At 47.7% G+C, this 12,798-nt stretch carries 8 protein-coding genes; 2 read left to right on the top strand and 6 right to left on the bottom strand.

Annotated features, from left to right (window positions below; genetic code table 11):
• Nucleotides 1-483: 483 nt before the first annotated feature.
• A complete protein-coding gene (locus tag ACNKW2_RS05760) occupies nucleotides 484-2,175 on the bottom strand; it encodes a hemolysin D (protein ID WP_419147693.1) in 1,692 nt (563 codons plus the stop codon).
• Nucleotides 2,176-2,673: 498 nt separating this feature from the next.
• On the opposite strand from ACNKW2_RS05760, the gene lodA reads away from it, so the two are divergent.
• Both lodA and lodB read left to right on the top strand, forming a co-directional pair.
• Nucleotides 2,674-4,785 carry a CTQ-dependent lysine 6-oxidase LodA gene (gene lodA / locus ACNKW2_RS05755; RefSeq protein ID WP_419147692.1) on the top strand — a complete coding sequence of 704 codons (2,112 nt, stop codon included), beginning with the start codon at nucleotides 2,674-2,676 and terminating at the stop codon, nucleotides 4,783-4,785.
• Between the two features lie 4 nt (nucleotides 4,786-4,789).
• Nucleotides 4,790-5,923, top strand: coding sequence for a lysine-epsilon-oxidase maturase LodB (gene lodB / locus ACNKW2_RS05750; protein WP_419147691.1), 1,134 nt, complete (start codon nucleotides 4,790-4,792; stop codon nucleotides 5,921-5,923).
• Between the two features lie 42 nt (nucleotides 5,924-5,965).
• Here the strand turns inward: lodB and ACNKW2_RS05745 are convergent, their stop codons facing one another.
• The 5 genes from ACNKW2_RS05745 to ACNKW2_RS05725 form a co-directional block, all read right to left on the bottom strand.
• A complete protein-coding gene (locus tag ACNKW2_RS05745; RefSeq protein WP_419147690.1) occupies nucleotides 5,966-7,873 on the bottom strand; it encodes a S9 family peptidase in 1,908 nt (635 codons plus the stop codon).
• 268 nt (nucleotides 7,874-8,141) lie between these two features.
• Nucleotides 8,142-10,328 carry a catalase/peroxidase HPI gene (katG, locus tag ACNKW2_RS05740; protein ID WP_419147689.1) on the bottom strand — a complete coding sequence of 729 codons (2,187 nt, stop codon included), beginning with the start codon at nucleotides 10,326-10,328 and terminating at the stop codon, nucleotides 8,142-8,144.
• A gap of 236 nt (nucleotides 10,329-10,564) precedes the next feature.
• Nucleotides 10,565-12,163, bottom strand: a complete 1,599-nt coding sequence (locus ACNKW2_RS05735; RefSeq protein ID WP_419147688.1) for a PepSY-associated TM helix domain-containing protein — start codon at nucleotides 12,161-12,163, stop codon at nucleotides 10,565-10,567.
• A gap of 9 nt (nucleotides 12,164-12,172) precedes the next feature.
• Nucleotides 12,173-12,427 carry a hypothetical protein gene (locus ACNKW2_RS05730; RefSeq protein WP_419147687.1) on the bottom strand — a complete coding sequence of 85 codons (255 nt, stop codon included), beginning with the start codon at nucleotides 12,425-12,427 and terminating at the stop codon, nucleotides 12,173-12,175.
• Nucleotides 12,417-12,752 (bottom strand): hypothetical protein, encoded by a 336-nt coding sequence (locus ACNKW2_RS05725; RefSeq protein WP_419147686.1) that lies wholly within the window; start codon nucleotides 12,750-12,752, stop codon nucleotides 12,417-12,419. The genes ACNKW2_RS05730 and ACNKW2_RS05725 overlap by 11 nt, the downstream gene beginning before the upstream one ends.
• Between the last annotated feature and the right edge of the window lie 46 nt (nucleotides 12,753-12,798).

Raw genomic sequence — 12,798 nt, 5'->3', positions numbered from 1 at the left:
ACCACCAATTCTGTAGGCGCGGATTTATTCCGCGACCCAAAAGGCAAAGCCGTGTGGTCGTAAAATAAGCGCGATGTAAAATCGCGCCTACAAAAGGGGGTATGTTTTGAAGCTCCCAGTTGAATAACACTACCAATTCTGTAGGCGCGGATTGATTCCGCGACCCAAAAGGCAAAGCCGTGTGGTCGTAAAATAAGCGCGATGTAAAATCGCGCCTACAAAAGGGGGTATGTTCTTAAGCACCAAGCCTAATAACACCACAAGTTCCGTAGCAGCGGATTGATTCCGCGACCCAAAAGGCAAAGCCGTGTTGTCGTAAATAAGCGCGATATAAAATCGCGCCTACAAAAGGGGTATGTTTTGAAGCTCCCAGTTGAATAACACTACCAATTCTGTAGGCGCGGATTGATTCCGCGACCCAAAGGCAAAGCCGTGTTGTCGTAAAACATGCGCGATATAAAATCGCGCTTATAAGGTGGGCTGTTACTCTTGCTCAGTGATAATCCACTTGGCTGCTAGGGTGTTTGGTTTGCCATGGCGGTTTACTTCCGGGCGCTGCTTATCTTGATTGAACCACACGTATTGCTGCCAGTATTCATTTTTAATATTCCAAATACCACCGTTATTAATCAGGGTGTAGCTGGCACGCTTGGGTGAGTCGAGCAGTTGCAAATAACCAGAAAAGCTAGTGCTTACTCCTAAAAATAGCTCGGGATTTTGTTGCGCTCGAAAATACTGCTGCCCTTGAGCATTGCTTACCTGTATTAACGGCAATGGCACATTGGCTATTTTAAGGTGGGTGTCCTTGTTAATTGTCTCGGCGCTTAGGGATTGGTTATTCACTGGCGATTGAATGGTTACGTGCTTGCCGCTATCGGCTTGGCGTTGTGGATATTGCCAATCGCTTGGTGGAGTTTGCCAAGTGGCTGATTTCCAGCGCCAGTTGTACGGAATATCTAAGTGAGGGTCGTTTAAGTCTTCATACCCAGGCTCGGCTTCAATGTTATATAAACACTGCCTACGCTCTGCCTCCAGTTGTGCTACCCGTTCGCTTTGGCTGGTGGTGCCCACATTCAGCTCAGCCATACACTGGCTAAGTGTTTTTCCTTTGCCGCTGTCATTGGGGGCCAACACATAGGTATGGTCACGTTTGTTTTCATCTTTGTACCATTGCAACATGGCTTGCTCATCAAACGATAACCAGTTGTCGACCAGTTGCTGTGCTTCTTGCTCTGCAGCTTGGCGTCGCTGTGATGGTGGTAGTGCCATGGTGCGAATAAAGGCCGCCCAAAGATCTTTGCTGGCCTCTAGCGCCACCAATGCCACAGGTTTCATACTGCTCACCTGATACGACGACCAACCGGATTCAAGTCGAGTGTCTGGCTGCCAAATCACATCACCGCTGGAAAAGTTTAACACGTCTTGGGTATCGTGGGTGTGTTGCTCTGCGCCCTCTGAGCAAAGGTAGGCTTTAACTTGCCAAATAGACTCATAATTGTCCTCAGGTAACCGCACGGTATGCTCTGGACTGAATGAGTCTTGGAATAAATGCACGGCCCGACCAAATAAAAAGTAGTTGTGATCCACTTCCGTAAGCGTTGAATACCCCCCGCCGTCCCATACTTTCATGCGTTTTTCTGATGCGGTGGCTGCCGTGACAAAGTGATCGATAAAGCGCTGTTGTGAGCGGTAAGCAGCATCGACACCGCCTTGGCCGCCAATGTCGTCATAACGGCGCATAAAGTGGTCTAGTTGAATGTCGGCTGGCTCCTGCGACACTGCGCTAAAGCAGTCTGGGCCGCTTGGATCGGTGCTGGCTTTAGCCACATTAAAACCCGCTATATCAACCCAGCGCTCGCCAATAATGGCTGAGTGGATGCTGTCATATCTGGGCTCATAGAGCGAGTTGTCGATTTCTTGCGCTTGAATTTTAGCCACTTCTTCGAGCGCGGTGTTGAGGCGAGTATCTTTGGCTAAGCCGTGTTGCCAAGACAGCCTAGGATCGTTGGGATCGGCATTTATGATGTGCTCGGCATCAAGCACTTCCAGTGCGGCGGTGCGAGTAAGCCATTCATGGCCCATGGGAGTGACACCTTGACCACCCCATTGGGTAAAGGCTTGAACAGAAACGCTACCGCTGAGCGAAATGGCGAGGCATAGATGCTTTAATTTCATGTTTACTCCTAGAAAATTAAAGGTACTGACTAGTGCTAATGCACTAAAAAAGGAACGCAAGATTATAGTTTGTGAAATAAATGTTTCAACAAAGTAATTAAAAATAAAGCTGTTGAAATATATGGGAAAATATGAGTGTTACAGTGATTGAGTGTAATCGTTGTGTGTTAGAAGTGATTTGCTGTGGTTTTAAATAGTCAATAATAACAGGTGGTTACAAGTTTTTTATTTGGGTGTCTTTATTAATTTCGCTTGCTTGTAATTGGCCGTAATTGCAGTAAATAAACTTTTATTCTACTTTTTATTTACATTTCTCGCGGCTTTGAGGTAATTGTGCTGTCAATGCTTGGCTGTTGCTCACTGTGCACTGGTAATTCAGCTGTTACCAACTAGAAGGCGCGTTTAAATGTAAGGCTGCAACTCGGCTTAAGTCTGGACTGGCTCTGCATAGCTCAAGCACCAAGGTTGCATTGTTATTAAAAGCAAAAGGATACACTCATGAACTACACACTTCACCCCAGCGTTGGTGTTGCGCGCTTAGGCAATAGTGACGGTCAATTTTATTTAAGCCCCGATAAGATTGGCGGCTTGCCATTTGAAGCGGATGCACGCGGCAATAAAATCGATCACCCGGTTTATCAGTTTAAAGATGATCAAGGCCGGATCCGTAAGCAAGGCCAGCCGTTTAAAATTTTCGATGAGAACAACCAAGAAATCACCTTGGCCAGTGATAACGTTAAAAGCATTACTTGGACAGCGCACGTGGCCAACAAAAAAGCGGCGTGGTATGCATTTAATGAGTTGCAAGGAAACTTGCTCTACGGTGAAGACAATAGCTATCACAATCGTCAAACCCCCAAGCGCAATGCTTGGTCTGAACAACGTCAAAATCTCATCATCGACCCAGGCCCGCGGACCATCTCTGGCGCCAATGCCAAGGCAATATTCGATAAAGCCAGTGCGCCGGCAAACTATCCGGTGAGCTTTCCCACGAAAGACGATCCCCGCCCTGGCCAAAATTGCCCATTTCAAGGTGAGTTAGTGACATCCCTTGGTGAAATGCTTACCGACGATGAAGGCCGTTTGGTGATTATTGGTGGCAAAGGGGCTGCGGGAGGCAATGAACCGCTGGAGTCGTACGGCGGTGCTGATACTTGGCACGACGACATTGCCGATGGCACTGTGTATTGCACTGTTGAATTCAACGACGGCAGCAAAGTGAGCTTGTCATCTTGGATTGTGGTGGGCTCGCCAGATTTTGCCCCAGAAATTGTCAATATTTCTAACCTCAGTGATACCATGTTTGATGTTGCCGTGCGAGAGCAAAACCTTTGCCCTGAGCTTTATAGCAATGGTGAGTTTCAAAGCAGTTTTGTAGCCAATTATGACCGTGATATTGCGCCGATTATTGCACGGATCAGAGGCTATCAATGGGTGGCTAACGTGCAGTCGATGTCGGCGTTTTTTGCTAATATTTTTGACTTTAAAGACAATTCTGAAGCCAACAAGGCGAATCGCGAGGCTTACTTTAGCTACTTTAGGCAGCCTGAAGACCCTGCCACCGTGCAGCAAACGCCACCTGAACAGCAAACCAATCAGCAACTGTTTGAACACGGCACTGAGGGCCACTTACCGTTAATGCCACTGAATTCAGGCAGTAATTCAGTGAGCAACGCGGAAGATAATATTGTCGATAAATTTTTAACCCTAACCCAAACCCAGTACTTTTTATTAAGTCAGTGGGCGGCAGGGCACTTTAGCGCCGAAGCTGCACCGCTAAACCCAAGCGGCAAAGATGCTTTTGGTATTCATTATGCCGATCAAGCCAGTGTCGGTAATTGTGTTGGCTTACCAATGTGCCCAGGTATTGAGGTGACGTGGAGTATGCAAAACCCGGTGGTTTATGCCGCGCCTTATGTGATTAAAGACCAAAGTAATGGCCAAGGTTTTGCCAGCGGGTTAGACCCCGACCGCGATGAATGTGAAGGCGGTGGCTGCCAGCCTGGGGATCTTACCAAGCGGATGGCCTGCCCGTGGCAAGCGGACTTTTTTAATTGCACCATTCAAAACGTTAACTTTACCGATCCCACCGTTAATAAAATCAACCAAGGAAGCAGCACCGATCCACACATGGTGCCCGCTCCACCGAGCTACTATAGCTACTGGTGGCCGCCACAAAGCCCATGGGATGTGTTAACCAACCAAATTGACGATCAGGCGGCGACCCATCTGCCTGCCGGGCAACAGGTGAATTATGCGCGAGGGATCAATAGCTTTGTGCAAATGGTTGAGCATTGGTCGGCATTGGCGTTTATTCGTAACCAAAATGTCGATGCTCCTGCCTTTCCATTTTTTACGGAAACTGAGCGCAATCATCAACTGTTTGCTTATAAAGATGTTCCAGTGTCGGACATTACTGGCAATCAGGCGGACGATGGCACCGATATTCCGGTGTTTTATATTCCAGACGATGTTAAAAGCCATTTATCGTCGGGCTGCGATAAAGCAAAAATGTTGCTCCAAGGGCTAGAGCAAAAAATGGCGGCGCCAATTAAGGCCAAACCTGCAGCGAAAAAAGTGCCACGCAGTGGTACTCGAACTAGAAGGTAGCGTTATGACTGCGGCTCATCAATGTGATGTGCTGGTTATCGGTGCCGGCCCCGGTGGGGCCAGCGCCGCACTTACCTTGCTTAATCACAGCAATTTATCGGTCACGGTGCTGGAACAGTCTGATCTGCAAAAAATGCGCGTAGGGGAAAGCGTATCGAGCAGCCTGTTTGCAACACTGGACTACCTGCAGTTACCACGACAACGCTTTACCCCAGAGTGCTTTAGCGCAACACAAGGCAGCAGCGCCTATTGGGGCAGCGACACCGCGGCCAATCGCCATGCTATTTTTGCTCCCGACCGAGCCACCTTTCAAGTGGACCGCGAGGTGTTTGATTTAACTCTACTTGAGGCGGTGGATAATCGCGGTGGCAGCATACTGCCGCGCTGCAAGTGTAAACAGGTAAAGCAGCGCAGTGATAAACAGTGGCAAGTGACGGCATATCATCCAGAGTTCGGTGAACGAACCCTGCTGGCACATTTTATTATCGATGCCTCGGGTCGCAGCGGCACCATTGCGAACATGGTCGGCGCTCGGGTAACGCAATTCGATCAGCTGATGGGGGTTGGTGCGTTTTTTCATTCGCCGCAGCATACGGCGTTAGAGCAACTGCAGCTGTTAGAAAGCGATGAAAACGGCTGGTGGTATAGCGCCGCGCTTAATCACACCACGCTGGTTGCAACCTACTTCAGTGATGCCGAGCAGTTGTCTGAGATGCGTTTAAACCGAGTGTCGCAATGGCAGCAACAGTTAAGTCATACTCAGGTTATGGCAACGCGCTTAGCCGGGCTTAGCATGATCAGTAACAAGCTTTGGTTGCGTCCTGCGCACAGTCAGTCGACGCAATTTGCCGGGGTGGCAAACTATCTGCCGGTTGGCGATGCCGCCTGTGCGTTTGATCCAATTTCTTCGATGGGGCTTGGTTTTGCTATGACCTCGGGCTGCCAAGCGGCGAGGCTCATTGCTAATGAGGCGGATAGCGGATTAAGTGCTGCAACTCAGCTGAGCTATCAACAGGATATTGCGCAACAATTTCAGCAATACAGTGCGTTAAAGCAGCTGTTTTATGGTAAAGAAAAGCGTTGGCCGCATTCTGCTTTTTGGCAGCGCCGGCAACAAGCCGCGCCAGCTGTGGCCTAAATAAAGCAGCCGCGATAACGGACTATCGCGGCTTATTAGAGTTTATAAGTACTTATTTAAGAACTCTAAATAGGCTTGTGAGGCTTCAATACGGTTCTCTTTTTTGCTAAAACCATGGCCTTCATCCTCAAATAGCACATATTCTACAGGCACACCGTTTGCACGAACGGCTTCTACTAACTCATCGCTTTCTACCTGCAGTACGCGCGGATCATTGGCCCCTTGTACCACCATTAATGGCTTTTTAATGTTGCTGGCATGGAACAGCGGCGAAATACGGGTCAAACGCTCTTTGTCGGTAGCCGGATCGCCTAATTCGTCATACAGTGATTGACGGTAGGCTTCCCACCAAGGCGGAATAGACTCCAAGGTTCTGACCCAGTTAGTGACACCGAAGACATTGATCCCAAGCTCAAACTCGTCTGGTTGAAATGCTAAAGCTGCGGCTGTCATGTAGCCGCCATAGCTGCCACCCATAATACCAATGCGTTCAGGGTCTACCCAGTCTAGAGTTTGTAAGTGCTTTTTGCCCCACACTATGTCTTGTAAATCGTCTTCACCATGGCGCTTATCATCAAGGTGGAAGAAGGTTTTACCATAGCCGGAGCTACCGCGGTTGTTTACAGCAAAAATGGCATAGCCATGGTTTACTAAATGCTGCACTCGTGGGCTGTAACCGGTCATGCTTTGGCCACCTGGTCCACCGTGAACGTAGACAATGGCAGGAACGGGGTTGTTGCTGCTGGCTTGTTTTGGCTTATAAAGTACACCCGGTATTTCGAGGCCGTCGAAGCTATTAAAGCGCACTATGCTGCTTTCAACCAAGTGTTCTGGGTTGATTTCATCGTTTAATGTATTGGTGAGTTGTTTTACCTTCTTGCTGCCGACTTGCCAAACATAGAGGTTATTCGGTGAGGTATCAGAGTTTAGATAAAACGCCATTTGGCTCTCATCTTGAGAAAAGTTGACCCCTTTGATACTGCCTTCCGGCAGCGCTGGCAGTTCGAGCTTTTGTTGGGTTTTTAAGTCGGTAACGGTGACTTTAATGCTGGCATCTTCATTGACACCAACGACACGGTAACGGTCTGATTCTGAAAAATATAAAAAGCGCACATCCCAGGATTTTTTAATGTAAGGGGTATGCTCACCCGTGTTTATGTTGTAGCGCCAATTTTGGTAAAACTCGCCATGGGCATCGGTGCCGTAATAGAGGTATTTATCGTCTTGTGAAAACGCAGACGCGGAAAAGTTAGCCGCATGTTCAACGTTTGATATTTCTATCAAGGGTTGCTCAGGGGCGGTTAAATCAAGTAAAAACAAGTCGCTGTCTTTGTTGCCTTGAGCGCGGATCAGCGCAACGTAGCGATCGGTGCTACTTACCTGTTGTACGTTTAAGTTGTTGTCGTTTTTGTAGATAAGCGTTGACTCATAGCTTTGTGCGTCAACTTTATATAGATCCATAAAACGTTCGTCGCGCTGATTGCTGAGAATGTAAAAGCTCTTTTCATCTTGGCTAAATCCGGCAAAGCTGGCGCGGGTGTTGTCTCCAGGCGTTAAATCTTTTACTTCGCCATTTTCGAGCCGAACATACAAATGAAAGCGCTCATTACCGCCACTGTCACGGGTGAAAAGTATGCGCTCGTCGTTTGGAAAGTAACGCACAGGGTAAGTAGAGTCTGTGGCGTTGGTAAGCTGTGTTTTGTTGCCGCTAGCCACATCGATGGCATAGAGGTTAAAAATGCCAGACTCGTCAGAAGTGACTAATATTTTGCTGCCATCGGGGCTAAATGCTGAACCAGAAATACTGGTGGTGTCATAAAAGTCTTGAGCTGAGTAAGTTTCAAAATCAGCGACTTGTTGTTGCGTGCTGGTTGATGTTTGCCCCTGATATTGGCTGCATGCGCTTAAAGTGGCAATTAGCCCACATGCAATTAGGGTGTGTTTTAACATAAATCCTTTCCCTTTGTTATTATTGTAAACCCAGATATTTCAAACATGAGCGGCGTATTTCACATCAGCCTGACCCAAGCTTTAACACCATAGGTACCTGTTTGTCGTCATTGATAATTATAAAAACCACTTATGAGCTCAGCTCGAGTGGTGATGACATTTCTAGGTTAGGGATAAATGAGCAGTAATCAAGCACTTTCTAACTGATTGATAAAAAAGGCCTACTGTAAATAACAAACAGTAGGCCTAGGGTATTGCTTAGTGCTGGTTAAGCCAGATCAAAACGGTCGGCGTGCATGACTTTGCTCCAAGCTGCAACAAAATCATGAACAAACTTCTGTTGGTTATCGTCTTGGGCATACACTTCGGCGTAAGCTCGCAAAATCGAGTTGGAACCAAACACCAGGTCAACTCGAGTGGCTGTCCACTTTTTATTGCCACTGGCGCGTTCGATAATGTCGTAGCGGTTGTCGCCATTGGGTGCCCAGCTGTATGCCATGTCGGTGAGGTTGACGAAAAAGTCGTTGCTTAAGGTGCCGACTTTATCGGTAAACACACCATGCTCAGCGCCACCATGATTGGTGCCTAATACTCGCATACCACCGATTAGCACGGTCATTTCTTTTGCTGTGAGCCCCATAAGCTGTGCTCTGTCGAGCAACATTTCCTCTGGTTTTACCGCATAGTCTTGCTTGAGGTAGTTGCGAAAACCGTCGTGTACGGGCTCAAGTACTTCAAACGATTCAATGTCGGTTTGTTCTGGTTTGGCGTCTCCTCGGCCGGGAGTGAATGGCACTTTAACGGTGACTCCTGCTGCCGCTGCCGCATGCTCCACAGCCGCGCAGCCACCCAGGACAATGAGGTCGGCCATGCTAATGGTGACCCCGCAGTTTTGTTGCACGGTTTCGAGGGTGTTTAGTACTTTATTTAAGCGCTCTGGCTCGTTAGCATGCCAGTCTTTTTGCGGTGCTAAACGGATCCTCGCGCCATTGGCTCCACCTCTAAAGTCAGACTGCCTAAAGGTGCGGGCACTGTCCCAGGCGGTGCATATGAGCTCAGATGCGGTGAGGTTGGTGGCCATTACTTGGGTTTTCAGTGCCTCTATTTCGCTGTCGTTTAAGGTGTAATTGGTGCTGGGGATGGGATCTTGCCAAAGTAAGTCTTCATTGGGCACTTCTGGGCCTAAATAACGGCTTTTCGGACCTAAATCGCGGTGGGTTAATTTAAACCAGGCGCGGGCAAACGCGTCTTCAAACGCTGCTGGGTCAGCATAGAATTTTTCTGAAATTTTGCGATATTCTGGGTCCATTTTTAGCGCCATATCAGCGTCGGTCATCATGGGCATACAACGCTTAGTGGGATCTTCAACGTCAACGGGCTTGTCTTCTTCTTTAATGTTCACCGGCTGCCATTGCCAAGCCCCAGCCGGACTTTTGGTTTGCTCCCATTCGTAGGTGAATAACAGATAAAAATAGCCATTGTCCCACTGAGTTGGGTTGGTAGTCCAAGCGCCTTCAATACCACTGGTAACGGCATCACGGCCAATGCCCCGCGTTTTGTGGTTCATCCAGCCAAACCCTTGTTCATGCAGCTCGGCGCCCTCTGGAGCTGGACCAAGGTTCTCTTCTTTGCCGTTACCATGGGCTTTACCTACCGTGTGGCCTCCGGCGGTGAGCGCTACGGTTTCTTCATCATTCATGGCCATGCGAGCAAAGGTTTCTCGCATGTCGGCTGCGGTCTTAAGCGGATCTGGGTTGCCATCAACGCCTTCTGGGTTAACGTAAATAAGGCCCATCATCACCGCTGCAAGTGGGTTTTCAAGCTCACGCTCGCCACTGTAACGGCTGTTTTCATTGTCAGAAGGGGCCAGCCATTGTTTTTCACTGCCCCAGTAGGTGTCTTTTTCTGGATGCCAAATGTCTTCGCGGCCGCCGGCAAAGCCAAAGGTTTTAAAGCCCATGGATTCGTAAGCGACATTGCCTGCCAGCACCATAAGATCGGCCCATGAAATGCGGTTGCCATATTTCTTTTTGATTGGCCAAAGTAAGCGCCTTGCCTTATCGAGGTTACCGTTGTCGGGCCAACTGTTGAGTGGCGCAAAGCGTTGATTGCCGGTATTAGCACCACCACGGCCATCGGCTACTCGATAGCTTCCTGCGGCGTGCCAAGCCATTCTGATCATCAGTCCACCATAATGGCCCCAGTCGGCTGGCCACCAGGGTTGTGAGTCGGTCATTAAGGCGTGGAGATCTTGCTTTAAGGCTTGATAATCAAGCTTTTTAAACTCTTCTCGGTAATTGAAGTCGGCGTCCATCGGATCGGTTTTGTTATCGTGCTGGTGCAAAATGTCGAGATTGAGCGTGTGTGGCCACCATTGGTGATCACTGTGCTCTGAAGAGGTATTTGCCCCATGTGCAAATGGACATACTGACGGAGATTGCTGCTTGCTAGCCATGATCTTTCCTTTTTCTGATGACAGTAATAAAAACTCACCTTCGCGGTGAAATGCGTATAACAATGACCTCTGTGCGACCATTGCAAATTTCAACCAGGGGAGCAGATGAGTTGCTTTATGCAAGTTGAAAACCTACTGATAACTAAAAATAGCTGGTAAAGGCAGGTTCTGCCACTTTTAATAAGCGCAGAGCAAAGGCCCAAGTAATCCTTATTTGGGCCTAAGTGGCGGTCATATTAGTGTGTTTGGCTGGTTAATTGACACTCTGAGGAAATAGTAGCGCGACTGGCGTGCTCTGCGTGGTTGAGCTGTTTGATGGCTTGGCTACAAATAAACGCAAACAGGGCAAGCAGGGCGATAACAATGCCGTGGTCAAGACGAGTTTGCCAAGGCAGTTGATTGAACTGGCAGACAAGGGCTACCAAGATAACCACGATACTGCTAATAAAGCTCAATGCGGTGAGCCCGAGCAGGGTTTTAGTATAGGAGAGTAATCTGGTTATTAGCTGAGTGCTTACTAATGCAAAAGCAAAACTGGCAAAGACACAATACTTTATTAGCGTTAGCTTTTCGCTGTAGCTACTTTCTATTAAGGCCGTGGCCAAAAAACCGTTGGCGATAGCTAATAACACACCCGTAAAGGCTCCGGCACTGAGGTGTTTTACAAAGCGCACTTTGGCGGCATTGTAATGGCGCTGTTTGCTGCGTTTAGCAATCCACATTAAGTTGCCGGTGACAATCACGTAAGCGGTTGCCAATGCCAGCAGCAAAAAGGCAATGCGCATGCCGTAACCTGCAAAATCGCCAAAATGCAGGCTAGCAATGGTTGCAAGCCCGGCTCGCACAGCGTTGTCGTAGTTATCTTGGGTGAGATAAATTTGCGCTTGATTGAACAGACTGTATTGTACTTCGTTGAGGTTTGAGAAGGTGTCGTTACTTTTTGCTGTGAAACTGACCACGGCGTTTTTGTCGCCAAAGTGGGTTATTTCTACCAAGTTTATATCTGCGTTTTCAAAGGTATTTACAGCGCGGATGCGCAACGCATCTACTCCGGTCATCGCCATTGGTTGTTGCGCAGCGGTGATTTTGGGCTCATTGAAGCCTGCGGCTTGCAGTAACGCGGTTTGATCGCCGCCATAGAGCAACACTGCGTAGGAAATTTGATAAATAATCACTAGATTAAACACCAACCCAGTAAACGCATACATTAGGTGCATGGGGAGCCCCATGGTGCCAATCAGATTATGAGCATCGAGCTTGCTGTCTTTGCGGCTGTGGGCTCGGTATTGAAAAAAGTTTTTTGCTAACTTACGCCAATGGATGCAAATGCCGCTTAAAATGGCGACAAAAAAGAACAAGGTGACGACACCAACAACGTAGAGCCCGAATTTACCAAAACCAAGATCATAGTGCAGCTCATACAAAAAAGTCGCAAATTCAAAGTGGTTGGCATCGGCTAAAATCTTGCCGCTGGTGGGAGAAAGTAATAAGTGTTGATCTTGGTGATCTTCTCCACTTATGGGGTCGGGAGCCTCTAAATGCGTGGCAAAATAGACTTCGATAAAGGGGTTGTGTGCGCTAGGCTCGAGCATAAAAAAACCATGGTCGGTGTCGACATCATATTGATGGGTTATGGTTTCAATTGCTTTGTCGTACGAAATTGCGCCGCTAAACTCACCCACTTGTTTGGCAAGCTCTGCACGCTCCCAACTACTGATGTTGTCTCTGAATAAACTGAATGAGCCGGCAATAAAAACAACAAATAAAACGGTTGAAATGATGACGCCAATCCACGCATGGGCTTCTGTTAACGACTTTATGGTTTGGTTTTTCATGGTCTCTCCCTAGGCCATTAATACTAACGTGATATTTAACGCAACAGACGGCAGTAGCACCGCTAGCATAGGTTTGTAGGCGGTTTTAACGCTGTTGTGGCTATAACTCCAAAGCAACACGGCGGCCCAAATGGGAAATGCCAGAATAAGTCCAAGCATGAGCAAGCTCGCTTCAGAGAAAGGCAGAAAGAGATTTAAGTTTAATACGATAGAAATGGACAATAATAAGCCGACAAAAAAGCCTAGCAATGTTTTAGACCACATGCTGCAGCCCTCCTATCAGCAAAGCTGATGTAATTAGTAGCGATGATGCCACGGTATAGCGTTTTTTGGAGTAGCCACAAATAAGGGTGACAGCCACCCCAAAAGCCATGGTCATGACTAAGATGGCTAAAACAGCAGACACCCAATCAAACTGAAAAGATAAAAGCACCAATGCCAACACAAGAAGTGCAATGCTTAGTGGATAGGAAACGGTTTTAGAAAGGGGTTGCTGTAATAAAATTTGCCTTGGGTTACTAACATACAAAAAGCTGACAGCAGCCCAAACAGGAATAAGTACAAAGAAGCTCATGAAGGTGATAATCATTATTATTTACAAAAATTGTAATCATTTTAGGGATATTATTCAAGAG

The organism is Pseudoalteromonas 'SMAR' (genome assembly GCF_048515945.1).
In the GTDB taxonomy this organism is placed as follows: domain Bacteria; phylum Pseudomonadota; class Gammaproteobacteria; order Enterobacterales; family Alteromonadaceae; genus Pseudoalteromonas.
Note: the sequence above shows the minus strand (reverse complement) of the source record. Positions and strands in the feature narration are given on the sequence as shown.

Excerpts from the sequence above, each read along its gene's own strand:
- ACNKW2_RS05760 (WP_419147693.1), bottom strand. The coding sequence starts at position 2,175 with ATGAAATTAAAGCATCTATGCCTCGCCATTTCGCTCAGCGGTAGCGTT.
- lodA (WP_419147692.1), top strand. The coding sequence starts at position 2,674 with ATGAACTACACACTTCACCCCAGCGTTGGTGTTGCGCGCTTAGGCAAT.
- lodB (WP_419147691.1), top strand. The coding sequence starts at position 4,790 with ATGACTGCGGCTCATCAATGTGATGTGCTGGTTATCGGTGCCGGCCCC.
- ACNKW2_RS05745 (WP_419147690.1), bottom strand. The coding sequence starts at position 7,873 with ATGTTAAAACACACCCTAATTGCATGTGGGCTAATTGCCACTTTAAGC.
- katG (WP_419147689.1), bottom strand. The coding sequence starts at position 10,328 with ATGGCTAGCAAGCAGCAATCTCCGTCAGTATGTCCATTTGCACATGGG.
- ACNKW2_RS05735 (WP_419147688.1), bottom strand. The coding sequence starts at position 12,163 with ATGAAAAACCAAACCATAAAGTCGTTAACAGAAGCCCATGCGTGGATT.
- ACNKW2_RS05730 (WP_419147687.1), bottom strand. The coding sequence starts at position 12,427 with ATGTGGTCTAAAACATTGCTAGGCTTTTTTGTCGGCTTATTATTGTCC.
- ACNKW2_RS05725 (WP_419147686.1), bottom strand. The coding sequence starts at position 12,752 with ATGATTATCACCTTCATGAGCTTCTTTGTACTTATTCCTGTTTGGGCT.